Consider the following 25485-nt stretch of genomic DNA (forward strand, 5'->3'; position numbering starts at 1 on the left):
TTTTGAAGAAAAGAAGGGCTATGCGGAGAGTGACTGTGCTGCGGCATCGAGCCGGGAGACGGCTTCGGCGATTTCCGCGTCGCTGATGGTGAGCGGTGGCAGCAGGCGGATCACGTTGTCTGCGGCGGGTACGGACAGCACCTCTTGGGCGTAGCCCGCAGTGACGACGTCGACATTCGTGGCCTTGCATTTCAGGCCCAGCATCAGGCCCGCGCCACGGACGCTGTCAAAGACATCCGGATGTGCGGCGACCAGACCTTCGAGCTTTTGGCGCAGAAGACCGGCCTTGCGGTTCACCTCTGCCAGAAAGTCAGGGTCAGAGACGATGTCCATCACCGCCGATCCCACCGCACAGCCCAGCGGGTTGCCGCCATAGGTGGAGCCATGTGTGCCCGCAGTCATGCCCGATGCGGCCTCTTCCGTGGCGAGAACCGCGCCCAGCGGGAACCCACCGCCGATGCCCTTGGCCACCATCATGATATCGGGCGCGATGCCCGCCCATTCATGTGCAAAGAGCCTGCCGGTGCGGCCCACGCCGCATTGCACCTCGTCGAGGATCAGCAGAATGCCCTTGTCGTCGCAAAGCGCGCGCAGGCCTTTGAGGCACTGATCCGGCACCGGCACGATGCCGCCCTCGCCCTGCACGGGTTCGATCAGGATCGCCGCTGTTGTGTCGGTGATTGCCGGGTCCAGCGCGTCGTGATCACCAAAAGTGAGGTGAGTGAAACCGGGCAACAGCGGGCCAAAGCCCTTGGTCATCTTTTCGGAACCCGCCGCAGCGATACCGGCGGAGGAGCGGCCATGGAAGCTGCCGGAAAAGGTGATGATGTCGACCTTGTCTGGCTGTCCTTTGTCGTACCAGTATTTGCGGGCCATCTTAACGGCGAGTTCGCACGCCTCGGTGCCCGAGTTGGTAAAGAACACCGTGTCGGCAAAGGTGGCCGCCACCAATTTGTCCGCCAGCGCCTGTTGCTGGGGGATCTGGTAGAGGTTCGACGTGTGCCAGAGCGCGCCCGCCTGTTCGGTCAGCGCAGCCGTCAGGCCGGGATGGGCGTGACCCAACGCGTTCACGGCAATGCCCGCGCCCAAGTCCAGAAAACGTCGACCATCCGCCTCGATCAGCCATGACCCTTCGCCTTTGACAAAGCTCAGAGGGGCGCGGGAATAGGTCGGCAGAACGGACGTGATCATCTGGATCATCCTATACTAGGGGGCCGGGACAGGTCAGACCGTTTTGGTGCCTGAGCGGGTGGCCGTGGTCAACAGTGTTGGGTGGTGGGGATGTGCGATGCGCACGGTCGATCATGGCCGCTGGGTCAGCGGCGGCAAACGGGTCGTCGGAGGCGAAGCGCTTTGATCATGGACGGCTGCGTAGCGCATTGCGCAGGCGGGCGCCAGCCCTTTGTCCCTTGTCGCGGTCGCGGCAAAGGCGCATGGGGCGCATATGCATGTGCCACTTCCGCAGAACCCCCGGCGCGCCGCCACGCTGATCCTGATCGCTTCGGCGTTTATCGCGGCCACAACGTTGATGGCCAAAGCGCTGGGGACGGACACGCCCGGCCCGCCGCTGCACCCGTTCCAGATCACGTTTGGGCGGTTCCTCTTTGCGTTTCTGAGCTTTGCCGCTGTGGCCGCGGTGATGCGACCGCGCCTGCAGCGCCCGCATTTGCCGCTGCATCTGCTGCGCACGCTGAGTGGCGCGTCGGGGGTCACGCTGATGTTTGCGTCGGTGGCGTATATTCCGCTGGCCGATGCCACGGCGATTTCCTTTCTCAACCCGGTGTTCGGCATGATCCTTGCCATACCGCTGCTGGGAGAAAAGGTGGGGCGGTGGCGATGGCTGGCGGCGGCGATTGCGCTGACCGGGGCGATGATCCTGCTGCGCCCGACACCGGCGAGTTTCCAGCCTGCGGCGCTGCTTGCGCTTGGGGCGGCGATGGTGCTCGGGTTCGAGCTGAGCATCATCAAGAAGCTGACAGGACGCGAGGCACCGTTTTCCATCCTGATCGTGAACAACGCACTTGGCGTGGCCATTGCAGGGATGGCGGTGCTGTGGGTCTGGCAGACACCGACGCCGGCGCAATGGGCACTGATGGCCGGGGTTGGTTGTGCGATGGCAGCGGCACAGGCCTGTTTCGTCAATGCAATGGCGCGGGCGGACGCAAGCTTTGTGGCGCCATTCAGCTATGCCACGCTGATTTTCGCGGCACTTTACGACGTGATCTTTTACGATGTGATCCCGGATGCGATCACCCTGACGGGGGCGGGGATCATCATCGCAGGCGCGGCCTTGCTCGCATGGCGCGAGGGAAGGCGCCGCGTGGCCCGGCAGCCCTTGTAACTTTGGCGCGCGTGGCTAGAATAGTAGGCTGACACGAAATACAAGGCGGCCCGCATCACGGGGGCCGCTTTTTAGCTAAGGTAGCCCCTCGAATGTCCTGGACCGATGAGCGCGTAGAACTGCTGAAGAAGATGTGGGGCGAGGGCCAGTCGGCCAGCCAGATTGCCAAGGAGCTTGGCGGTGTGACCCGCAATGCGGTCATCGGCAAGGTGCACCGTCTGGGTCTGTCGAACCGGGCCGGCGGCGGCGGCGCCAGCACGGCCAAGGCCGACGCCAAGCCCAAGGCGGCCCCCAAGGCCGACGCCAAGCCCAAGGCCCCGAAACCGGAACCGGCGGCCAAGCCCGCCCCGGCGCCCGAGACCAAAGCAGTGGTGCCTGCGCGCAAGCAGATTATTCCGGCGGGCCAGCCCCTGCCCCCGCAACCTTCGGCGAACGAGATCAGCCCGGAGGCGCTGGCCAAGGTCAACGAGATCGAGAAGAAGGCCAAGCGCATCAGCCTGATGGAGTTGACCGAGCGAACCTGCAAGTGGCCTGTTGGCGACCCCGCGACACCGGATTTCTGGTTCTGCGGACTGCCCGTGCAGCAGGGCAAGCCCTATTGCGAGGCGCATGTGGGCGTGGCGTTCCAGCCGATGTCCTCGCGGCGCGACCGCCGCCGCTGATCCAGCGGACGCTGCGCGACGCCATTTTTTAGGGGGCGCTGCCCCCGCCTTCGGCGCCCCCGTGGTATTTTCAGTCAGAAGAAGACAAGGTGTTCAGGATCGGGCAGTCTGGCCTGTCGTCGCCCGCACATGTGACGACAAGATGGGACAACGTATCACGCATGGCCGTGAGGTCAGCGATCTTTTCCTCGATTTCGGCCAGATGCGCGTGCGCGATCTGACGGACATCCGCGCTGGCGCGGTCGCGGTCTTCCCAAAGGGCCAGCAGCGAACGGCAGTTATCAATCCCGAATCCCAGCGCGCGGGCGCGGGCGAGAAAGCGGAGTTTGTGCACCTCTGCCGCGGCAAAGTCGCGATAGCCATTGGTGCGCCTGTCCGGGCGGACAAGGCCGATATCCTCGTAATAGCGGATGGTCTTTGCGGGCAGGCCGGTGGCTTTGGCGGCTTGGGAGATGTTCATGACGGGCTCCAACGGCGCAGGCGCAGGGCGTTTGTGACCACAAAGACCGACGACAGGGCCATGGCGAGGGCGGCCAGTTGCGGGCTGAGTTGCGGGCCCCCCAAGGGGACCAGCACACCTGCCGCCACCGGGATCAGCAAGGTGTTATAGCCAAAAGCCCAGACGAGGTTTTGCCAGACATTGCGCAGCGTGGCCCGGCTCATGCCCACTGCCCGCAACACGGCCCAAGGGTCCGGCGACATCAGCACCACGTCGGCTGCTTCGACCGCGATGTCCGTGGCACCGCCCACGGCGAGCCCGACATCCGCCGCCGCCAGCGCGGGGGCGTCGTTGATGCCGTCTCCGACAAAGGCGACGGGACCGTGATCCGCGCGCAAGGCGGCGATGGCCGCCACCTTGCCTTCTGGCTTGACGCCCGCAATCACCGTGTCGATGCCGAGGATGCGCGCCACATGTTGCGCGGCGGCGGGCACATCGCCGGAAATCAGTGCGATATGCCGACCCGTTTCTTGCAAGGCGGCGATGGCAGCACCCGCCCCGTCCCGCAGCGGGTCGCTCACGCCGAGGCTTGCCACGTGGACACCGTCCACGGCCACAAGCACGGGGGTCGCTCCAGTTTCGGCCCATCTTTGCGCGCTCTCCAGCAGCGCCGGTTGGGGGGCCACCTCGTGCCGCGCCAGATAGGCGCTGTTGCCAACCAGAACGCGATGCCCGTTGACCTGTGCGCGTGCCCCTTCGCCTGCGGTGGCTTCGAAACCGGCGACGTCCTCGGGCGCGCTGTCGGCGGCGGCCACCAACGCTTGTGCAATCGGATGTTCTGACCCTGCCTCGACACCAGCCACAAGGCGCAGAAGGCGCGCGCGGTCCATATCCGTTTCGACCTCGGTCAGGGCGGGTTTGCCTTGGGTCAGCGTGCCGGTCTTGTCAAAGGCCACGACGCGCGCATCTTGCAACCGTTGCAAGGCCGCGCCCTTGTGAAAGAGCGCACCAAGGGTCGCCGCACGCCCGGTGCCAACCATGATCGACATGGGCGTGGCCAGCCCCATGGCGCAGGGACAGGCAATGATCAGCACGGAGACGGCCGAGACCACCGCAGGTCCGATCCCGGCCAGCGCAAGCCAGACGGCAAATGTCACGGTCGCCACCACCAGAACCGCCGGAACAAACCACGCCGTCACCCGGTTCACCACCGCCTCCACTGGCAGTCGCGCGGATTGCGCGGCCTGCGTCAACGCGGCGATCCGTGCCAGCGTCGTGTCCCGCCCCACATGGGTGGCGCGGTAGGCAAGCGTGCCGGTGGTCACCACCGTACCCGCATGAACCACATCGCCCGGTCCGGCCAGCACCGGCACGGGCTCACCGGTCAGCATGGCGGTGTCGACCGGGCTTTGCCCGTCGGTCACAACACCGTCTACCGCGATACGGCTGCCGGGGCGGGCGCGCAGCACGTCACCGATCTCGATGGCGGCGAGCGGCACCGTCTCGGTGCCCTGCCCTGTCACACGGTCCGCCGTATCCGGCGCAAGATCCAGCAATCGCCGCACCGCCTCACCGGTGCGGCCACGTGCGCGCGCCTCAAGCCAGCGGCCAAGCAGGATCAACGTCACAATGACCGCAGCCGCTTCGAAATAGATCCCTGTGGGCGGCAGCCAGTTTGGCAATAGAACGGCAACAGCGGAAAACAGGAACGCCGCCCCCGCCCCAAGCGCCACAAGGGCGTCCATGTCGGGACGGGCGCGCAACAGCCCCGGAATGCCGCGCCGAAAGAACCCGGCACCCGGCCCCGCCAACACCAGCGCGGTCAGGATCAACTGGGCCAAGCGCAGCGTCTCTGCGCCGAACAAGGCGACCAGCCCGTGATGCAGCGGCGGATAAAGATGCCCGCCCATTTCCGCCACAAAGACCGGCAGGGTCAGCGCTGCGGCCAGAATGAACCGGCGGCGCATCGCATCGGTTTCGTCGCTCGCGTCGGGGGCAGTGTCTGTGTCCGCATCGGACGCTGGATAACCCGCGGCATCCAGCGCCGCGCGCACGGCGCCGGGATCGCCCAGCGTCGCGACATCCAGCCTGTGCGTCGCCAGATTGGCCCGCGCGTGGATCACACCGGGAGCGCGCGCGGCGGTCTCCTCGATCCGGGCCACGCAGGAGGCGCAGGACATATCAGGCACATGCAGCGACATCTGTTGCGGTGCCGCCGGATACCCCGCCTGCGCCAGCGCCGTCTCCACCAACGGCGCTTCGACCCCCGCGACCTGCGCGGTACGATTGGCAAGGTTTACGCGCACCTCACGCGCGCCGGGCAACGCCGACAGCGCCGCTTCGGCGCGGCCCACGCAGGCCCCGCAATGCAGGCCCGAAATCGGAAAGGTCAAGGTATGTGCAGTCATGGGACATCACATAAGGCTTCCCGTGACTGGAAGGTCAAGAGGGACATATGAAACATCCTCCAACGCAGGTGTGAGTTGTACGTCACCTGTACCCGTGACAGGAAGACGCGGACCAAGACATGACGACCGGACCTGCCCCATGACCTCCCAGACCACACAGCCCCAACGCACCGCAGACGTGCTGGCCCGCCGCCTTTTCGATGCCGGGTGCAGGCTCGCCTTTGGGATGCCGGGTGGCGAAGTGCTGACGCTTGTCGATGCGCTGGAGCGGGCGGGGATACGGTTCGTGCTTTGCAAGCACGAGAACGCCGCCGCCTTCATGGCCGAAGGGGCGTGGCACCGGACCGGCGCGCCCGGCATCCTTGTGGCCACTGTTGGCCCCGGCGCGCTCAACGGCGTCAATGCGGTGGCCAACGCCCATCAGGACCGCGTGCCGCTGATCGTCCTTGCGGGCTGCGTCGATGCGGACGAGGCGCAGACCTATACCCATCAGGTGCTCGACCAGACACAAGTCTTTCGCCCCATCACCAAGGCGAGCTTTACGCTCAACACAGGGGCCGCCTGCGTGATCGCCGACAAAGCGGTGGGCATCGCGACCGAAGGCCGTCCCGGCCCCGTGCACATCGATGTGCCGATTTCGGTTGCGGTGGCGCCTGCGGCCCACACGATCCCGGCCCGGCGCGCCGACGCGGCCCCGCTGGTGCCTGCGCCCGAAGTGCTGGCGCAGATGCGCGACCATCTGGCCCGCGCCGAACGCCCCATCCTGATCGTGGGTGTGGATGCCCTGAACCAAGGCTTTGACACACGGCGCGCCGACATGTCAGCCGGTCTAAAGCAATTTGCCGAAACCTACGGCGTGCCGGTGATCACCACCTACAAGGCCAAAGGTCTGCTGCCCGAAGACCACCCGCTGGCGCTGGGAGGGGCCGGCCTGTCGCCCAAGGCGGACGCAATCCTGCTGCCATTGGTGCAAAAGGCGGACCTGATCATCGGGCTGGGCTATGATCCGATTGAAATGCGCACCGGCTGGCGCGACTTTTACTACCCCGGCATTCAAACGATGATCGACATCACCGCCGAACCGAACCACCACTATATGCATCAGGCCACGATCAACGTGGTCGCCGATTGCAGCGCCACCCTCACCGCCATGAGCGACGGCGTGACGCCACGCGACACGTGGACCACAGGTGACGTGGCCACGGCCAAAGACGCGCTGGCCGCGGCCTTTCCTTCGGATGACGATTGGGGACCAGCCGCGATTATCGACACCTGCCGAACGGCCCTGCCCCGCGACACGCTGGCCACCGCAGACAGCGGCGCGCACCGCATCCTGCTGAGCCAGATGTGGCACTGCTTTGAACCCCGCGGCCTCATGCAATCGTCGGCGCTGTGCACCATGGGCTGCGCGATCCCGCTGGCGATGGGCGCGCAGGTGGCCGAGCCGGACCGCCCCGTTGTCAGCTTTTCCGGCGATGCAGGCTTTCTGATGGTGGCCGGAGAGCTGTCAACAGCCGCCGAACTGGGCCTTCGGACCATTTTCGTGGTTTTTGTCGACGCCTCACTGGCGCTGATCGAACTGAAGCAGCGCCAGCGCCAGTTGACCAACGCGGGCGTGGATTTTGCCAAACACGACTTTGCCGCCATGGGCCGCGCCTTTGGCGGGGCGGGTCACACCGTCACCTCGCGCGCCGAACTGTCGGCAGCCCTTGCCGCTGCGCGCAAGGCCGATACGTTCACCGTCATAGCGGCAGTGATCGACCGAGGGGCATATGACGGACGCATCTGAACAACGCGGCGCGCTGGACGGGCTTTTTGTGCTCGACCTCAGCCGTATTCTGGCCGGACCCACCGCCACCCAGCTTCTGGGCGACATGGGCGCGACGGTCATCAAGGTGGAAAACCCCAAGACAGGCGGCGATGACACCCGTGGTTGGGGGCCGAACTACGCCAAGGACAACGACGGCCAACCCACTGACCTGTCAGCCTATTTCATGTCGGCCAACCGCAACAAACAATCCATCGCCGTGGATCTGAGCAGCCCCGAGGGCCAGGACACGATCCGCAAACTCGCCGCCCGCGCCGACGTGGTGATCGAGAATTACAAACCCGGCGGGCTGGAGAAATACGGGCTGGACCACGCCACGCTGCTGGCGGCGCATCCGGGGCTGGTCTACTGCTCCATCTCCGGGTTCGGCCAGACCGGGCCGAACCGGGATCAACCGGGCTATGATCTGATGGCACAGGGCTATGGCGGCATCATGTCGCTGACCGGCGCCCCCGAAGGCGCCCCCATGAAGGTGGGCGTCGGCATCGCGGACGTGATGTGCGGAATGTATGCCACCATCGGTATCCTCGCAGCCCTGCGCCACCGCGACGCCACCGGCGAGGGCCAGCATATCGACCTCAGCCTCGTGGACGCGCAAATGGCATGGCTGATCAACGAGGGGTGCAACTATCTGACTTCGGGAAACATTCCTGAACGGCGCGGCAACGCGCATCCCAACATTGTGCCCTATGATGCGTTCGAATGCAGCGACGGCCACCTGTTGGTCGCGGTCGGCAATGACAGCCAGTTTGCCCGTTTCTGCGACGTCATCGGTGCGCCCGAACTGGCCGCCGACACGCGCTATGTCACCAATCTGGGCCGGATCGAGAACCGCGAGACGCTGATCCCACAGCTTGCCGCACGCATCCGCACCATGCCCAAGGCCGATCTGCTGGCAAAACTGCACAGCGCCAAGGTGCCAGGCGGCCCGATCCACGATGTCGCAGAGGCGCTGGGGTCCGATCAGGCACAGGCGCGCGGCACAGTTGTCGAGGTCCCGCGCGGCGATGTTGCGGAGGGCCATGTGAGACTTCTGGCGAATCCGCTGAAATTCTCGCGGACCCCCGTGCAGTACCGCCGTCCACCACCCCGGTTCGGGCAGGACACGGACGCCGTTCTTGACACATTGCGGGACGAGAACAGCGGCTGAACCCCTTGGATCAGCAGGTTTTTGCCGCTTTGCAGCATCGGTGCTGAAATTTTCCTCACGCAACCGCTCATCGTTCATCACGCTTACGTGTGAGATGGCGCAAGACACTGCCAAACGGGCATAGATGCAGTACACCCGCAACACAGATGCCTCGCGTGAAAGGTGAACGCTCGATGATGTATGATATCTGCCAGTCGCCCGTCAGTCTGGACGATCCGGCCCACGTTGGGGACTGGAACAGTATGGTTCGCGCGTTCATGGCGCATGGCACCGCCACACCCACACATCTGGGTGCTGTGCTGGCTGGTGCGCCGAACTTTGCCATGGGGCACGCGGCCAAGGGGCTGTTCTGCCTGATGATGGGACGCAAGGAAATGGTCGCCGCTGCCCATAACGCAGGCCGCGCCGCCGTCGCGGCACTGGCCACCGAAGGGGGCACGACGCGCGAACGGCTCTGGGTGCGCGCCTTGGGCGAATGGCTCGATGGCCGCCCCTCGGGGGCGATTGCCGCGATGGAACGGGTGCTTGCCGAACACCCCACCGACACCCTGTCGGCCAAGGTCAGCCACGCAATCCGCTTTATCCTTGGCGACGGTGTGGGAATGCGGGCCTCGATCGAAAACGTGCTGGACGCCCACAAAGGCCACGCGCTCGAAGGGTATGTACACGGCTGTCACGCCTTCACGCTGGAAGAAACCGGCGACTACGATGGGGCCGAGGCCGCCGGGCTGCGCGGGCTACAACTGGCCGGCGACGACGCGTGGGGCCTGCACGCCGTGGCGCATGTCTACGACATGACAGCGCGGCCCGATGCGGGCATTTCCCTGATCGAGAACAACGTGTCGGCTTGGGATCACTGCAACAACTTCCGCTACCACGTGTGGTGGCACAAGGCGCTGCTGCATCTGGACCGGGGCGAGAATGACATCGTTCTGGCGCTCTATGACCAACAAATCCGCGCCGACAAAACAGATGATTACCGTGACATCGCCAACGCGACGTCCCTGCTGATGCGGCTGGAACTCGAAGGCACCGCCGTCGGCGACCGCTGGGCCGAACTGGCCGATTTCGCGCAGGACCGCACCGATGACGGCTGCGTGGTGTTTGCCGACCTGCATTACCAACTGGCGTTGGGTGCGGCAGGCCGCACCGATGCGCAGGATGCCATGACCGCGCGGTTTGCCGTTGACGCAGCCCGCCAGGGCGAGATGCCTGCCCGCGTCGCTGATCCGGGCAAAGCCGCGCTGGCCGGTCTCAATGCCTTTGCCGAAGGGCGCTACGACGCTGCGTTCCGCAACCTTGCTGCGGCGCGGCCCACGATGCAAACCATCGGCGGCAGCCACGCCCAGCGCGACGTGTTCGAACGCATGACCATTGACGCGGGCCTGCGCGCCGGGATGGTCGACGCGACCGAAGCCCTGCTCGAAGACCGCATCGCCCGCAGGGCAGGTGCCGTGGACCGGTTCGCGGCCACACGTCTGGCTAGCATCGGTGACGCGCGCCGCATTCCCGCACAGTGACAACTGACCCTGTCGTCCCCCTGTAATGTGCCATAGACAGCAGCCATGACTTTTGCCGACCCAACCCAGACCCGCACGGCCCCTGCCGTGACCGACGCGGCCGCACCGCAGGCGCGCGTGCGCGACATCCGTCTGGATTTCTTTCGTGGGCTGGCGATGTTCATTATCCTGTTTGCCCACACGCCGGGCAATTTCTTTACCTCGTGGATTCCGGCGCGCTTTGGCTTTTCCGACGCGACAGAGATCTTTGTGTTCTGCTCGGGCATGGCCTCTGCCATCGCCTTTGGCGCGACATTCGACCGGGCGGGCTTTGCCCTTGGTTCGGCCCGCGTCGCCTACCGCATCTGGCAGGTCTACTGGGCACATGTGGGCCTCTTCTTTGCCACTGCCGCGATGCTGGCGTTTCTGACGAACCTTGACGCCACCACGCGCAATTACTGGGGTCAGCTGAACCTGTGGATGCTGTTTGTGGAGCATTCCGAGGGGCTGTGGGAAACGCCGGACATGCTGTTTCGGTTCATGACGCTGCAATGGGTGCCGAACCTTTTTGATATCCTGCCGATGTATATGGTGATCCTTGCCATGATGCCGCTGGTGATCTGGCTAGCCCGTATTCACTTGGGCCTTGTGGCAGCACTTTGCATCACGCTCTGGGTCTTTGGGCAGCGCAGCTTCATGGAAGCTCTGGGCCTGCCCTATTTCAACTTCACCGCCGAGCCGTGGGTGGGCAGTGACGACTGGCAACGCCGCTGGTTCCTGAACCCCTTTGGCTGGCAACTGGTGTTCTTTACCGGCTTTGCCTTTATGCGCGGCTGGCTGCCCAAGCCGCCCGTGACCCCGGTCCTGATCGGGATTGCCGCGTTCTTTGTTCTGGCCAATATGCCCCTGTCCAATATCGGCGTGCGCGAATTCGGGTTCGAATGGGCGCGCGAGTGGCGGATGGAAAACCGCCAGCTGATCTCGAAGACCGACTTTGGCCTGTTGCGCTATGTGCAGTTCCTGTCGCTCGCCTACCTCGCTTGGGTGCTGGCCGGCGACAAGGGCAACCGCCTGCGCGTGAGGGCCACCCATGTGGCAGCCCGGCTGTGGGACCGTGTGCTGACCATCATCCTCAAGGTCGGTCAGCAGTCGCTTGCGGTGTTCGTCGTGTCGATCTTTGTGGCGCGGTTCAACGGGTTTGCCATGGACATGCTGGGCCGTGATACGGGAACCGTTTGGGCGGTAAACGCGTTCGGCTGTGCCTGCCTGATCCTGACCGCCTATCTCGCAGGCTGGTTCAAATCCGTCCCGTGGAAAGGACAACGATGATCGCGCGCCGCGCCTTTCTGGCCACGCTGGCGGCCATGGCCGCTGCCCCCCGCACCTCGTGGGCGCAGGACGCCGAACCGGGGCTGCAACTGGGCGACGCCACGCCCTTCAGCGCGTCGGACGTCATCGACATGGCCCGCGAAAAGGCCGCCGTGTCTTACGAACCCCGCCCACTCATCCCCGAGCCGTGGCGCAACCTGACCTATGACCAGTACCGCAAGATCTGGTTCGACAGTCGCAACGCGCTCTGGGAAGGGTCCGACGCGCCGCAACGCATCGACGTGTTCCCACCGGGCCTCTACTTTCCACAAGCGATCCGCACCTATGTGGTCGAAGGCGACAGCGCCCGCCCGATGATGTTCGACATGGGCGTCTTTGACACCACCGACAAATTCCCCAACGTGCCCATCGACGACACGCTGGGCTATTCCGGCCTGCGCCTGCGCGCCGAGTTGCGCCAGCCCGGTATCTACGAGGAATATGCTGTCTTTCAGGGCGCGAGCTATTTCCGCGGCATCGGCACCGGCGACATCTATGGCCTGTCCGCCCGTGGCCTTGCGCTGAAAACCGGCGACCCGATGGGCGAAGAGTTTCCCGATTTCACCCATTTCTGGCTCGAACGTCCCGCGCCGGGGGCCGCTACAATCGTCCTGCACGCGCTGCTCGACAGCCCGTCCTGCACCGGCGCCTACCGTTTTGCCATCACCCCCGGCCAACCCCTGACCATGGAGGTGAGCGCCGAGATCTTTGCCCGCGAGACGCTGACACATGTGGGCATCGCCCCGCTGACCTCCATGTTCCTCTTTGACGACATGGACCGCCAGCGTTTTGACGATTTCCGCCCGGCCGTGCACGACAATGACGGGCTGATGATCCACAACGGCGCGGGCGAGGTGATCTGGCGCCCGCTCGCCAACCCGCTGACGCTCCAGATCAGCGCATTTGGCGATATGAACCCACGCGGCTTTGGCCTGATGCAGCGCGCCCGCCGGTTCGAGGATTTCAACGACCTCGAAGCGCTCTACCACCGCCGCCCCGGCCTCTGGGTCACACCGGGCGAAGGCTGGGGGCGCGGGTCCGTGGCCCTCGTGGAAATTCCCGCCGATCTTGAGATTTACGACAATATCGTTGCCTATTGGCGCCCCGCTGACGACATCCCCAAAGGTGGCGCGCACAAGATGACCTACCGCCTCGATTGGGGTGAGGATCCCGCGCCCAAGGCCGCCATGCCCCTGCGCGTGCTCAACACCGCCGCCGGGGGCCGCCCCGAAGGCGGGCGCATCTTCACCATCGACTTTGAACCCGCCGATCACGTGCCCGAGGATCTGGGCCGGATCGACCGCCTTGTGCGCACCAGCGCGGGCGAAGTGACCGAAGGCATCATCCAGCGCAACCCGGCCACGGGCGGCCCGCGCCTCGCCTTCACCTTCATGCCGGGCGACAGTGACTGGGCCGAATTCCGCGCGCAACTGCGGCTCGACGGTGCGCCGCTCTCCGAAGTGTGGCTCTACCGGTGGACGCGCACATGACGCAGCACATGCCCCCCGCCAGCCCGCTGGCCATGCCCGCGCAGGACCTGCGTCGCGGGGCGGATGCGGTTCACCCCGCCCCGGCCCGCGCCCCGATCCGGCGTCTGGCCGTCTTTGCCCCCGCCGTGCTTGGCACCGCCGCGATGATCTGGGGGCTGCACACGCTCTTTGCCAGCAATGGCATGACGTGGCTCGAATATATGCTTCTGGCGCTGATCGGGGCGACGTTCATCTGGGTCACACTGGCCGTGTCCACCATCGGCGTGGGCGTCGCCAGCCGCCTCGACGGGCCACAACCCACAGCAGGCGGTGCGCCTATCGACGTGGCCCTGCTGGTGCCCATCTACAACGAAGTGCCCAGTGACGTCTTTGGCAACGCCGCCGCGATGCTGGCCGATCTGGCCCGGCAAAAGGGCGGCCACCGCTATACGCTTTTTGTGCTCAGCGACACGCGCGACGACACCATCGCCACGCAAGAGGGGCAGGCTTTGGCCGCCCTGCGACGTGACGCGCCCGCGGGAACACAGGTGTTCTACCGCCGCCGCGCGGACAATACGGACCAGAAAATCGGCAATCTCACCCAGTGGATCACCCATTGGGGCGGCGCGTACGAGGCGATGGTGGTGCTGGATGCCGACAGCCTGATGACAGGCCGCGCCATCGACCATTTGGCCAGCGCGCTGGCCGCAGACCCGCAAACGGGCTTGATCCAGACCTTTCCCCAACTCATCGGGGCCGAAACGCTTTTTGCCCGCATCCAGCAATTTTCGAACGTGGCCTATGGCTGGCTTCTGGCCGAAGGGCTCGCGCACTGGTCCCGGACCGAAGGCAATTACTGGGGCCACAACGCGATCATCCGCACCCGCGCCTTTGCCGCCACCGCCGGTCTGCCGCATCTGCGCGGCCTGCTGGGACGGCGCGACCTGATCCTCAGCCACGACTTTGTCGAAGCGTCGCTGATGCGCCGCGCGGGCTGGCGCGTGCGCTTCCTGCCCCGCGTCACCGGCAGCTTCGAAGAGGTGCCCGGCACGCTGATCGACTACGTCCTGCGCGATGCACGCTGGTGCCGGGGCAATCTGCAACATCTGCGCCTGCTGGCCACACGCGGTCTGCACCCCGTCAGCCGGTTCCACCTGTTCCAAGGGGCCGCAGCCTATCTGATGTCACCGGCATGGTTTGTCCTGCTGGTGTTCTGGGCGTTGCTGGGCCGCGATGCGGATACAAATGTCATCACCTATTTCAACGAGGCAAACCCGCTGATCCCCAACTGGCCCCCCCAGATGACCCATATCGACAGCGCAATGTTCCTCGTCGTCATGTACGCAGTGCTGCTTCTGCCCAAAATCACCTGTGCCGCCATCATCGCGGCCCAACCCAAGGCGGTGCGCCGGTTTGGGGGACGCCGCACCTTTGCCGGTGCCGTGCTGACCGAACTGGCGCTTTCAATTGCCTATGCGCCAATCCTGATGATCCAGCAGACCAAGGCGGTGCTGCGCAGTGTGTTTGGCCGCGGGGCCACATGGACACCCCAATCCCGCAAGACCAAAGGCTACAGCCTGCGCACGCTGGTGCAGTTCCACTGGGTTGAAACGGTACTGGGGGCCGCCCTGTTCGCGCTCCTGTTCGCCGGTCTGATCTCTTGGTGGCTGATCCCGATCGCAGCGAGCCTCGCCCTCGCCATCCCGCTCTCCGCCCTCAGCGCCTATCCGCTCTCCCGCGTCGATCTCAGCGCGCTGCGCCTTGACAGCCCGCTCACCTTGCGCGAACCGACAATCGTGACCCGCGCCCGCCACGCCCGCGCCGACATCGCCGCAGAGCTGAACGCCGCCCATATCGCAGCCGAATAAACCTTGGTTTCGGAGCCGCCGTCGCGTGATCGCCAAGAGACAGGGGACGGCTCGGACAGCTTGGTTTTGGTGGGCCCAGAAGCGCCAAATCAAAAATGGCGTGCGCGCGTCAGCGCGCTCAATTTGGCAACAGCTAGCCGGTCCACGCGACCACGGGCAAGCCACGCTTGAGCCATCCGGGCCCGGCACCGGACCCAAGCATACCCTCGGGCACGTCGATAATCGTGGTGAACGCGGCGGCCATCAGCCGTTGGCTCATTTTCCGCGACCGTACACCGCGGGCACAGATCAGGGCGACGGGCACGTCCGCCCGCCCCCCGGTTTCGGACAACAGCGCATCGATGAAATCGGCGCGCCGCATGTCGATGGGCACCGCGCCTGCGCCCACGCCCGTCCGGGTCCATTCGTCCGGTCGGCGTATGTCCACAAGGACAATCTCACCCGAATGTGCGGCGTCATGCGCGTCCGGCGCGCTCAACATGCCCTCGCCACTGGCATCCGCCGTGATGTTGAACCAGCGCGCGGCCATCACGGTGCCGCCAACCAGCGCGGCGGCGCCCAAGACGCCAAATCCCCGGCGCGTCATGCGCCCCGGGGCCGGGCTCTGCGGATCAGGTGAGGTCGACGCGCCGCTCATGTCAGGACTGCGGCGCAGTGGACGTGAATTTGGGGATCGTGCGGTCGGACGCCGCCGTATCCTCAATGCTCACCCAGTTGCTTTCGGATTTGGTGATGTTTCCGGGAATATCCTCTTCCCAAAAGCCCACCACCACATCCGTGATGTTCAGGTACAGCCTGTCGTCAACGATCCGCCACAGATAGGGGTTCGCGGGCACCTTGCCGCCCTGCGCCACGCCATAGGCGCAATGCCCGTCATATTGTGGCGCATACTTGGCCGGATCGGCAAGGAACAGGTCCCGGTTCGCCTCGGTCGCAAAGGCAAATGTCGCGCCGTTATAGTCCGCGGTGATCCCCGCATTGCCCGCCACGGGGGGCGTCTGTGTCTGGCCCACCGGGTTTTGCGGCAGCGCAAAATAGGCCACCACGTCATAGCCCGACACGGCAAAGCCGGTCTCATCCACATATTGATCCCCGGCGAGGGCCGTGGTGGCAAAGGTCAGGGCGCTCGCGGCAGCGGCGGCGGTCAGGGCAAAGCGGTTCAGCATCGGTATCATCCTTGGGTCCAGGTGAGGCCCGCAGCACGTGACATGCGCGGATGATGCTCAGATAACCTGCCCCTGTCCAGTGCGGCAGCCCGCCTCGCAGCGTTGTGAGCGGGCGCGGGAATGCGTGAACCGCTCAGCGCAGGCGCGGCGGCCTGTCGGGGTCCATCCCCGGAGCGGACGGTGCCGCAGCCGGTGCCGGTTGCGGCAGATCGAACCGCAGCCCCACCCGCGCCAAGCGCGCCACCACCGGGTCGCGCCCATCGAAAAACCCGACATCCAACGCCGCCGCCTCAAGGCCGGAAAACACCAGCGCTTCGGACACGGCCTGCGCCAGCGCGGCCTCCGCACCCGGCATCGCCCCCACAAAGGCCAGCATATGCCCGCGCCCACCCGCATCCGCGACCGTCGTCACCAGATAAGCCACCTGCGCCAGCCCCGTGGCTGTCGCGAGCTTGGTGTCCAGCGCCGCGACCAGCGTCTCGGGCAGGCCCGCGGGGGCCGCCACTTCGGTCAGCCGCGCCTCCACCCGGTCGGGCGCGCTGGCCAAGGTCTCGGCCAGCCACCGCACGCCCTCCGCCTCCAGCAGAAAGGACGACGGCGCCACGTCAAGGTTCAGCCCAAGCCCCAGCCCCTGCGCCGCCAGCAGCGGCGCAATCGCGCGCCCCGACAACGCCGCATAAGGCGCCGCTGAGCCAACAAAGGCCGCCAGCCGGTCCTCGCGGTCAAAAACCAGCACCAGCGGACCCGCACCGGGGTCAAAAACCTGCGGCGTCACGTCCTCGCCCTCGGCCTCTGATGCCAAGAGCAGGAACAGTTCGGCATCACCCAACCGTTCGTAAAACCGCAACCGCGCCGCGTCGTCCTCGGGTGCGGCCATCATCTCGCCATGCGCCCGGTCCAATGCCGTCTCGGTCATGCCAGAACCTCTTTCACACGTGCCCGCAGAACCGGCAGAACCTCTGCCTCGAACCACGGGTGTTTCTTCAGCCACCCGGTATTGCGCCACGACGGATGCGGCAAGGGGAAGGCCCGCGGCGCATAATCGCGCCACGCCGCAACCGTGTCGGTCACGCCCGCCTTGGTGCCCAAATGCCAGCTTTGCGCATAGCCGCCGATCAGCAGCACCAGCGGCACGTCACCCACATGCGCCATCACCCCGTCGCGCCATGTCTTGGCGCAGATCTTGGGCGGCGGGCGGTCCGATCCCTTGGCGTCATAGCCGGGAAAGCAAAAGGCCATCGGCACAATCGCCAGCTTGTCACGGTCATAGAACGTGGTGTTGTCCATGCCCAGCCAGTCGCGCAACCGGTCGCCCGACGGATCGGTGAACGGCTTGCCGCTCTCGTGGACCCGCGCACCGGGGGCCTGCCCCGCCACCAGAATGCGCGCGCCCGGACGAAACCAGACCACGGGCCGGGGACTGTGCGCGGTTTCGGTTGCGGCAAATCGGTCAGCGCACAGGGTGCAGGCGGCCAAGCGTTCGGTCAATTCCATGGTCAAGGACCTACGCCCGATCAAAGCCTTAGGCAAATAGTTCGACAAACTTCGAAATAACACTTGCGCGATCATGTCATTTCTATGATTTTAGAAATATGAAAATAGAATCGCCAGACCCGCTCGACCTCACCCGCGCCGCTGCCGCCTTTGCGGCCCTCGGCTCTGAACAACGCCTGTCCGTGCTGCGTGCGCTGGTGCGGGCCGGGCCGGATGGGCTCAGCATTGGTGCATTGGGGGACCGGACCGGCGTCACCGGGTCCACGCTCACCCACCATGTCAAGATTCTGGCCAGCGCGGGCCTTGTGACCCAAGCCCGCCAAGGCCGGTCCATCATCTGCGCCGCCGTCGCCTTTGACGAGGTGCGGCACCTCTCCGACTTCCTGCTCACCGAATGCTGCGCCGACAGCATCAACCCCGAGGATCACACCCATGGCTGACACCACAACCACTGCACCGCGTCCCGCGTGGTGGACACGCATCGACCGTGTGTGGCTGGCCACCGGGGTTATCCTGCTGCTCGTGCTGATCGTCGACACGGCGCGCGTGGGCGACGTGGCGGCCTTTGCCGCGCGCGCCCTGCTGGGCACCCTACCCTTCATCGCCTTTGCCGTGTTTGCCATCGCCTATCTCAAGGCGTCCGGCGCCGAAAACCTGCTGGCCCGCGCCTTCGAAGGCAACCCGGCCCGCATGATCGTCATGGCCGCGCTTTTGGGCGGGCTGTCGCCGTTCTGTTCATGCGAGGTGATCCCCTTTATCGCCGCTTTGTTGGCCGTGGGCGCGCCGCTGGCGGCGGTCATGGCGTTCTGGCTTGCCTCGCCCCTGATGGACCCGGCCATGTTTGCCATCACAACCGGTGCGATCACCCTCGACTTTGCCATCGCCAAGACCGTGGCCGCCGTGGCCCTCGGCATGTTCGGCGGCTTTGGCACGCTGATGCTGGCACGCACCGCATTGTTCACCGATCCGTTGCGCGACAAGCCCGCCGTAGGCGGGTGCTGCGGGGTCAAGGCACCGTTTTCCGCAACCCCCGTCTGGCGCTTCTGGCAGGACAGTGACCGCATCCGCGTGTTCCGCAATGCCGGGCTGGAAAACGGGCTGTTCCTGCTGAAATGGCTGACCTTTGCCTACACAATCGAAGCGCTGATGGTGTTCTATATGCCTGCCGATTTCATCGCGACCGTGTTGGGCGGAACCGGGTTTGGCACTGTGGTGCTGGGCGCGCTGGTGGGGATGCCCGCCTATCTCAATGGCTATGCCGCAGCGCCGCTGATTGGCGACCTGCTGGATCAGGGCATGGCCCCCGGTGCGGCGATGTCCTTTATGATTGCGGGCGGCGTTAGTTCCATCCCGGCGGCCATCGCGGTCTGGGCCTTGGTCAAACCGCGCATCTTTGCCGCCTATCTGGGGTTTGCCCTGACCGGTGCGATCCTTACCGGGGTCGGCTGGCAAATGCTTGCCTGACTTGCAAAACCGCGTCGCCGGGTCAAAGGTGGCCCCGGGCGACGCGGCCACGCGCCGCCCGCAACCGGTGATGCGCAAACGCCCCCGGACGAAAAAGACCAAGAGGGGCAAACCATGTACCGCGTCTGGACATTCCTCACCGATTATTCGCTGCTGCTGATCATCGGTGCGCTGCTGGCTTTGGTCTGGGCCAACACGGATCCGCACTCCTATCACCACTTCGTCGAATACCCGCTATTTTTCAATGACTTGGTGGGTGCAGATTACGCCTATTGGAAAAAGGTATACGGCGAAGGCTACGACACATTCGACGCGGGTGGCGCCAGCATGGTTGTCTCCATGCATTACCTCGTGAACGACATGCTTATGGCGTTCTTCTTTGCCATCGCGGCCAAGGAGGTCTGGGAGGCGGTGATCCTCAAGAACGGGTCGCTGCGCGGGAAAAAGGCCGCGACCCCACTGTTTGCCACCCTCGGCGGCATGATGGGGCCGATCACGATTTATTTGGGGCTTGCCTACGTCATGGGGTCCACGACCTTTGACGCCGTGGCCAATGGCTGGGCTATCCCGACCGCCACAGACATTGCGTTCAGCTATCTGGTGGGCCGCCTCGTGTTTGGCGCGGGCCATCCGGCGGTGCGGTTCCTGTTGCTGCTGGCCATTGCCGACGATGCGGCGGGTCTGATCATCCTTGCCATCTTCTATCCGTCCGGTGATCTGGCGCTGGAGTGGCTATTGGTGTCTGTCTTTGCCGCCGTGGTGGTGTTCTTTCTGGCCAACTGGTTGCCGCGCCGGATGGACCGCCACAATCAGAGCCGCCCAAATTCGACATGGGTGCGGGAAAAGCTGGGCTTTTGGCCCTATGCCATCGCCGCCGTGTTCAGCTGGTATGGCTTTGCCGCCTCCGGTCTGCACCCCTCGCTGGGGCTGCTGCCCATCGTGCCGACAATCCCCCATGCCGACCGCGCCTTTGGCATCTTTTCGGCGGCGGAACGCTACCTGACCGACCTGCTGAACCAGATTGAACACGCGCTCAAACGCCCGGTCGAGGTGGTGCTGTTCTTCTTTGGCCTGCTGAATGCGGGCGTTGAATTCAGCTCCATTGGCGACGCCACATGGCTGGTGCTGGCCGGACTTCTGATTGGCAAGCCGGTGGGCATCCTGATCATGGGGTGGGTTGCCGCCAAACCGCTTGGCCTTGGCATCCCCGAAGGAATGCGGATCGTCGATCTGGTGGTGATCGGCTGCGTTGCCGCCATTGGCTTTACCGTGTCGCTGTTTTTTGCCGCCGCTGCATTTGATCCCGGTCCGACCCAGGATGCGGCCAAGATGGGCGCGCTCTTTTCCTTTGCGGCGGCAATCATCTCGATCATTGCAGGCCGCCTTCTGCGCGTCGAAAAACAAGACACCTGACCCAAAATTTACCGTTTATTCACAGGCAACAATGACCGTGTGAACCTATACATTTGTTCGCATCTTGGACATAATGTGGACAAAATCGGTGAATAGACCGTTAGCATACCCGTGTTAAGCATGGGCAGCACCCCCATCTAAGGGGGAAATGGGCAAGCAGGCCGCGGAGCACGGGATGCTGGAATTCAGTAACGTATCCAAGTCCTTTTGGACGGGCACGCAGCGCAAGGTGATCCTTGACCGCGTGTCCTTTCGCGTGGACCTGGGCAATTCACTGGGCATCCTTGCACCCAACGGCACCGGCAAAACCACGCTGATCAACATGATGGCGGGGCTGGAAAAACCCGACGAGGGCGAAATCACCCGCGCCTGCAACATCTCGTTCCCGCTGGGGTTCATGGGCGGCGTGGTGGGCAAGATCTCGGCACTGGAAAACGCCCGCTACATTGCCCGGCTCTACGGGCTCGACCCCGACTATGTCGAAAGTTTTTGCCGCTGGCTGTGCAATCTGGGCGAATATTTCGACCAGCCCCTTGGCACCTATTCGTCGGGGATGCGCGCGCGGTTTTCATTCGCCCTCATGCTCGCGCTCGACTTTGACATCTACCTGATCGACGAGGGGATGCCCTCCTCCACCGACGTGGAATTCAACCGCAAGGCGGGCGACGTGCTACAGGAACGCTTGCGCACGACCACGATCATCATCGTCTCGCATCAGGCCGAGACACTGGAAAAATTTGCACGATCTGCCGCCGTCCTGCTGGACGGTCGCTTGCAGATGTTCGACACCTTGGAAGAGGCAAAGAGGCTCTATGACTACGAAACCCAAGGCTAGAAAATTCCGCATCAAGCGGACGCCACCGACGCCCGGCACCGCCGCGGCGGCGACCGGTGGCGCGCCCACGCCTCCGCGCCCCGACGCACCACGCGCGCCAGAACCACAGCAACCCACCGCCCAACAGCCACAGCAACCCGCCGCCCAGTCCGGCGAAGTGGCCTCCGCCAGCGAGGTTGCAAGCGAAAACACCATCGACGCCATCCGCCAAGAGGGGCTGACAGGTCGCCAGTTGCGCATGGCCCGCCGTGTGGCGCAAAAACACGGGCTTGCGCCCACCTCCGACTTTGACGCCGTGCGCCTGCTGCGCGCCGCAGGCATCGACCCCTTCCAACGCTCCAACATGCTGGAACTGGTGGTGCCCCAAGCTGGCGGCGAACAGCACGAGGGCGGCGCGCCCGACGCCTTTGCCAACCTGCCCGCACAGACAGGCGGTGCCGGTGCCCAAGCGGCAGGCCGGGTGCAACTGCCGCAAACCATGCAGGTCCAAAAGGCGCAACTGCCGTCGACCGAACTCAGCCCCGCAGACCGCCGCGCGCAGGATATCAGGAATATCCAGAACGACATCATGCGCCGCCGCCGCAAGAAAATGGCGCTGCTGTCGGTGCGGCTTGCCTTCTTTGTGGTGCTGCCCACGCTGCTGGCGGGCTATTACTTTTTCTCCATCGCGACGCCCATGTACGCGACCAAATCCGAATTCAACGTCAGCCAAGCCGAAGCCGCAGGCGGCAGCAGCGGCCTTGGCAGCCTCCTGCCCGCACAGTTTTCCGCCAATCAGGACAGCATCGGCGTGCAGGCGTTCCTGCAATCCAAAGAGGCGATGCTGCGGCTGGACGAGGATATCGGCTTCAAATCGCACTTTACCCAAGACTGGATCGACCCGATCCAACGGCTCAGCGACGACCCCACCGACGAAGAGGCGTTCAGAACCTACGCCAAAAACGTCAAGATCGGCTATGACCCGACCGAAGGGCTCATTCGTATGGAGGTCGCCGCCGCCGACCCGCAGGTGTCTGCCGAATTCTCCCGTCGCCTGATCGACTACGCCGAAGAGCGGGTGAACAATCTCTCCGCGCAAATCCGCGAGGATTCCATGCGCGACGCCCGCGAAGGGTTCGAACGCGCCGAACTGGAACGGCGCGCGGCGCAGGAAAACCTTGTCCGCCTGCAAATCGAAGGGTCGACGCTCGACCCCGAAGGCGTGATCACCAGCCTGCGCACCCAGATCAGCGAACTGGAATCGCTCCAGATCGAAAAAGAGATCGAACTGGCCAGCCTGCTCAACAACTCCCGCCCCAATCAAAGCCGCGTTGACGCGACACGGGGCGAAATCGAAATCCTCGAAGATCAGCTTGTCCGGCTCAACGCCAAGATGACGGATGTCAGCAAGGGCGAAAATTCACTGGCCGAACTCGCCGCCCGCATCCAGATTGCCCAAGCTGACCTCGCCGCGCGCGACCTGATGCTGCAATCGGCCCTGCAACAGATGGAATCGGCGCGGGTCGAGGCCAGCCGTCAGGTGCGTTACCTGACCGTTGCCGTGACCCCGATCGCCCCGGACGAGCCGTCCTATCCCCGCGCATTCGAAAACACGATCTTGGCATTTCTGGTCTTTGCAGGCATCTACCTGATGATCTCGCTCACCGCGTCGATCCTCAGAGAACAGGTGACCAGCTAAGATGAAACATGTCTCCGTCGGTGGTCTGACCATCGGAAATGACTGCCCCCTAACGGTGATCGCAGGCCCCTGTGCGCTGGAAAGCGAACAATTGGGTCAGGACATCGCGGGCCGGATGAAGGACATCTGCGCCGCCGCCGGTGCGCAATACGTGTTCAAGGCAAGCTACGACAAAGCCAACCGCACGTCGCTGTCGGGGGGACGGGGTCTTGGGCTTGATGCGGGGCTGGCCGCGCTCCAGTCCATCGGCAAGGCCAATGACGTGCCCGTACTGACGGATGTCCACACCGAGGCGCAATGCGCGCCCGCGGCCGAGGCCGTCGATATCCTGCAAATCCCCGCCTTTCTCTGCCGCCAGACCGATATGCTGCTGGCCGCAGGCAACACGGGCGCGGTGGTGAATGTGAAAAAGGGGCAGTTTCTGGCCCCGTGGGAAATGCCCAACATCATCACCAAGATCGAGTCGACCGGCAATGACCGCATCCTGCTGACCGAACGCGGCACGTCCTTTGGCTACAACACGCTGGTGGCGGACATGCGGTCGCTGCCGCAGATGGCCCAGACAGGTTATCCGGTGGTGATGGACGCCACCCATTCCGTGCAGCAACCCGGTGGCAAGGGCGGCTCAAGCGGGGGGCAGCGCGAATTTGCGCCCGTGATGGCCCGCGCCGCAGTGGCCATTGGCGTCGGCGCGGTCTTTATCGAAACCCATCCCGATCCCGACACCGCCCCCTCCGACGGGCCGAACATGATCTACCTCGACCAGATGCCGCAACTCATCGACACGTTGATGCAATTTGATGCACTGGCCAAGGCACGCCCCGTCACACTCTGATACCTTACGAACAGCGAGTATTTTTGATGACCAAGCCTTTGCCCACCGTCACCCAGAACACATGGGAATTTCTCCGCGACCCGATGATCACGCCGACGGGGTTTCGCGAATATGACGCGCGCTGGAAATACCCGGACGAGATTAACCTGCCCGGCATCACCGCGCTGGGTCTGGGCCTTGGCACGCAGATGCACCGGCGCGGCATCCCGCCCGTCATCGCCGTGGGCAACGACTACCGCGACTATTCGCTGTCGATCAAGAACGCGCTGATCGTCGGGCTGGTGCAGGCCGGCATCCACGTCAGGGATATCGGCCCGGCGCTGTCGCCCATGGCCTATTTCAGCCAGTTCCACCTTGATGTGCCCGCCGTGGCGATGGTCACCGCCTCGCACAACCCCAATGGCTGGACCGGGGTCAAGATGGGCTTTGACCGCCCCCTCACCCACGGCCCGGACGAGATGGGCGAACTGCGCGATATCGTGCTGAACGGCGAGGGCGAGGCGCGCGACGGCGGCAAATACGAGTTTGTCGACGGCGTCCAAGAGGCATATCTGCAAGACCTCGTGGGCGACTTCAAAATGACCCGAAAGCTCAAGGTTGTCTGCGCCACCGGCAACGGCACCGCTTCCGCCTTTGCGCCTGAACTGTTCCGCCGCATCGGCGTCGAAGTGGTCGAAAGCCACAACGCGCTCGACTACACCTTCCCGCACTATAACCCCAACCCCGAAGCGCTCGAAATGCTGCACGACATGGCCGACAGCGTGCGCGCCTCCGGTGCCGACTTTGCGCTGGGGTTCGACGGCGACGGCGACCGTTGCGGCGTGGTGGATGACGAGGGCGAAGAGATCTTTGCCGACAAGGTCGGCGTAATCATGGCCCGCGATCTGGCCAAACTTTACCCAAACAGCACCTTCGTGGCCGACGTCAAATCCACCGGCCTCTTTGCCTCCGACCCGGAACTGCAAAAACACGGGGTCAAGGCCGACTACTGGAAAACCGGCCACAGCCACATGAAACGCCGGGTCAAGGAGATTGGCGCGCTGGCAGGGTTCGAAAAATCCGGCCACTACTTCCTCGCCGAACCGGTCGGGCGCGGCTACGACTGCGGAATGCGCGTCGCTGTGGAAATCTGCAAACTGATGGACCGCAACCCGGACATGAAAATGTCCGACCTGCGCAAGGCCCTGCCGCAGACCTACGCCACGCCCACCATGTCGCCCTACGCCGCCGATACCGAAAAATACGACATCCTCGCCCGCCTCGTGGACAAGCTGGTGGCCAAGCACGCCGCAGGCGAGCAGATCGCGGGCCGCGCCATCAAAGACGTGGTGACGGTCAACGGCGCCCGCGTGATCCTCGACAACGGGGCATGGGGCCTCGTGCGGGCCTCTTCGAACACGCCCAACCTCGTCGTGGTCTGCGAAAGCCCGCAAAGCGACGACGAAATGCGCGCCATTTTCGCCGATATCGACGCGGTGATCCGCACCGAACCCGGCGTGGGCGACTACGACCAGACAATCTGACCGCAGCGGACGCAAAGGCGGGATGGGCACTTTGCCCATCCCCCG

Annotated in this window: 22 protein-coding genes; 15 read left to right on the forward strand and 7 right to left on the reverse strand. The window is 64.6% G+C overall.

What is annotated here, in order from left to right; translation table 11 throughout:
* Positions 1-18: 18 nt before the first annotated feature.
* Positions 19-1191, reverse strand: coding sequence for an aspartate aminotransferase family protein (locus tag Q1A85_RS12450; protein WP_299690213.1), 1173 nt, complete (start codon positions 1189-1191; stop codon positions 19-21).
* A gap of 253 nt (positions 1192-1444) precedes the next feature.
* Between Q1A85_RS12450 and Q1A85_RS12455 the strand changes: the two genes are divergently transcribed.
* Complete coding sequence (locus Q1A85_RS12455; RefSeq protein WP_299689449.1) at positions 1445-2341, forward strand: DMT family transporter; 897 nt, start codon at positions 1445-1447, stop codon at positions 2339-2341.
* A 92-nt stretch (positions 2342-2433) separates the two neighbouring features.
* Positions 2434-3003, forward strand: coding sequence for a GcrA family cell cycle regulator (locus Q1A85_RS12460; protein WP_299689452.1), 570 nt, complete (start codon positions 2434-2436; stop codon positions 3001-3003).
* Between the two features lie 70 nt (positions 3004-3073).
* On the opposite strand, the gene cueR is transcribed toward Q1A85_RS12460, so the two are convergent.
* Together cueR and Q1A85_RS12470 are read right to left on the reverse strand one after the other, a co-directional pair.
* Entirely contained in the window at positions 3074-3463 is a 390-nt protein-coding gene (gene cueR, locus Q1A85_RS12465; RefSeq protein ID WP_299689456.1) for a Cu(I)-responsive transcriptional regulator, read from the reverse strand.
* Entirely contained in the window at positions 3460-5850 is a 2391-nt protein-coding gene (locus Q1A85_RS12470) for a copper-translocating P-type ATPase (protein WP_299689459.1), read from the reverse strand. The genes cueR and Q1A85_RS12470 overlap by 4 nt, the downstream gene beginning before the upstream one ends.
* Before the next feature lie 139 nt (positions 5851-5989).
* On the opposite strand from Q1A85_RS12470, the gene Q1A85_RS12475 reads away from it, so the two are divergent.
* The 6 genes from Q1A85_RS12475 (at position 5990) to mdoH (ending at position 15032) form a co-directional block, all read left to right on the forward strand.
* On the forward strand, positions 5990-7639 hold the full coding sequence (locus Q1A85_RS12475) for a thiamine pyrophosphate-binding protein (protein WP_299689462.1): 1650 nt from the start codon (positions 5990-5992) through the stop codon (positions 7637-7639).
* Entirely contained in the window at positions 7623-8828 is a 1206-nt protein-coding gene (locus Q1A85_RS12480; protein WP_299689465.1) for a CoA transferase, read from the forward strand. The genes Q1A85_RS12475 and Q1A85_RS12480 overlap by 17 nt, the downstream gene beginning before the upstream one ends.
* A 173-nt stretch (positions 8829-9001) precedes the next feature.
* Positions 9002-10348 carry a tetratricopeptide repeat protein gene (locus Q1A85_RS12485; protein WP_299689468.1) on the forward strand — a complete coding sequence of 449 codons (1347 nt, stop codon included), beginning with the start codon at positions 9002-9004 and terminating at the stop codon, positions 10346-10348.
* Between the two features lie 87 nt (positions 10349-10435).
* Entirely contained in the window at positions 10436-11656 is a 1221-nt protein-coding gene (locus tag Q1A85_RS12490; protein ID WP_366140587.1) for an OpgC domain-containing protein, read from the forward strand.
* Positions 11653-13185, forward strand: a complete 1533-nt coding sequence (locus tag Q1A85_RS12495) for a glucan biosynthesis protein G (protein ID WP_299689473.1) — start codon at positions 11653-11655, stop codon at positions 13183-13185. Before Q1A85_RS12490 ends, Q1A85_RS12495 begins: the two co-directional genes overlap by 4 nt.
* Entirely contained in the window at positions 13182-15032 is a 1851-nt protein-coding gene (mdoH, locus tag Q1A85_RS12500; protein WP_299689475.1) for a glucans biosynthesis glucosyltransferase MdoH, read from the forward strand. Before Q1A85_RS12495 ends, mdoH begins: the two co-directional genes overlap by 4 nt.
* Positions 15033-15165: 133 nt before the next feature.
* Here mdoH and Q1A85_RS12505 read toward each other — a convergent pair whose 3' ends face one another.
* The 4 genes from Q1A85_RS12505 to Q1A85_RS12520 form a co-directional block, all read right to left on the reverse strand.
* Entirely contained in the window at positions 15166-15669 is a 504-nt protein-coding gene (locus Q1A85_RS12505; protein ID WP_299689478.1) for a rhodanese-like domain-containing protein, read from the reverse strand.
* Between the two features lies 1 nt (position 15670).
* Complete coding sequence (locus Q1A85_RS12510; protein WP_299689481.1) at positions 15671-16198, reverse strand: YHS domain-containing (seleno)protein; 528 nt, start codon at positions 16196-16198, stop codon at positions 15671-15673.
* 133 nt (positions 16199-16331) lie between these two features.
* Entirely contained in the window at positions 16332-17114 is a 783-nt protein-coding gene (locus Q1A85_RS12515) for an SseB family protein (RefSeq protein ID WP_299689485.1), read from the reverse strand.
* Positions 17111-17692 (reverse strand): uracil-DNA glycosylase family protein, encoded by a 582-nt coding sequence (locus tag Q1A85_RS12520; RefSeq protein WP_299689488.1) that lies wholly within the window; start codon positions 17690-17692, stop codon positions 17111-17113. The genes Q1A85_RS12515 and Q1A85_RS12520 overlap by 4 nt, the downstream gene beginning before the upstream one ends.
* Positions 17693-17790: 98 nt before the next feature.
* Between Q1A85_RS12520 and Q1A85_RS12525 the strand changes: the two genes are divergently transcribed.
* The 7 genes from Q1A85_RS12525 (at position 17791) to Q1A85_RS12555 (ending at position 25440) form a co-directional block, all read left to right on the forward strand.
* The gene (locus Q1A85_RS12525) at positions 17791-18132 is read left to right on the forward strand and encodes a metalloregulator ArsR/SmtB family transcription factor (protein WP_299689491.1); all 342 of its coding nucleotides are present in this window, start codon (positions 17791-17793) and stop codon (positions 18130-18132) included.
* Complete coding sequence (locus Q1A85_RS12530; protein ID WP_299689494.1) at positions 18125-19156, forward strand: permease; 1032 nt, start codon at positions 18125-18127, stop codon at positions 19154-19156. Before Q1A85_RS12525 ends, Q1A85_RS12530 begins: the two co-directional genes overlap by 8 nt.
* Before the next feature lie 114 nt (positions 19157-19270).
* Positions 19271-20569 (forward strand): Na+/H+ antiporter NhaA, encoded by a 1299-nt coding sequence (locus tag Q1A85_RS12535; RefSeq protein ID WP_299689497.1) that lies wholly within the window; start codon positions 19271-19273, stop codon positions 20567-20569.
* 175 nt (positions 20570-20744) lie between these two features.
* Positions 20745-21404: an ATP-binding cassette domain-containing protein gene (locus Q1A85_RS12540; protein ID WP_299689500.1), complete on the forward strand. Its 660-nt coding sequence runs from the start codon at positions 20745-20747 to the stop codon at positions 21402-21404.
* Positions 21382-23082, forward strand: coding sequence for a capsule biosynthesis protein (locus Q1A85_RS12545; RefSeq protein WP_299689503.1), 1701 nt, complete (start codon positions 21382-21384; stop codon positions 23080-23082). Before Q1A85_RS12540 ends, Q1A85_RS12545 begins: the two co-directional genes overlap by 23 nt.
* Before the next feature lies 1 nt (position 23083).
* On the forward strand, positions 23084-23917 hold the full coding sequence (gene kdsA, locus Q1A85_RS12550) for a 3-deoxy-8-phosphooctulonate synthase (RefSeq protein WP_299689506.1): 834 nt from the start codon (positions 23084-23086) through the stop codon (positions 23915-23917).
* Positions 23918-23943: 26 nt separating this feature from the next.
* Positions 23944-25440: a phosphomannomutase/phosphoglucomutase gene (locus Q1A85_RS12555; protein WP_299689508.1), complete on the forward strand. Its 1497-nt coding sequence runs from the start codon at positions 23944-23946 to the stop codon at positions 25438-25440.
* The last annotated feature ends 45 nt before the right edge of the window (positions 25441-25485 follow it).

This window comes from uncultured Tateyamaria sp. (assembly GCF_947503385.1).
In the GTDB taxonomy this organism is placed as follows: domain Bacteria; phylum Pseudomonadota; class Alphaproteobacteria; order Rhodobacterales; family Rhodobacteraceae; genus Tateyamaria.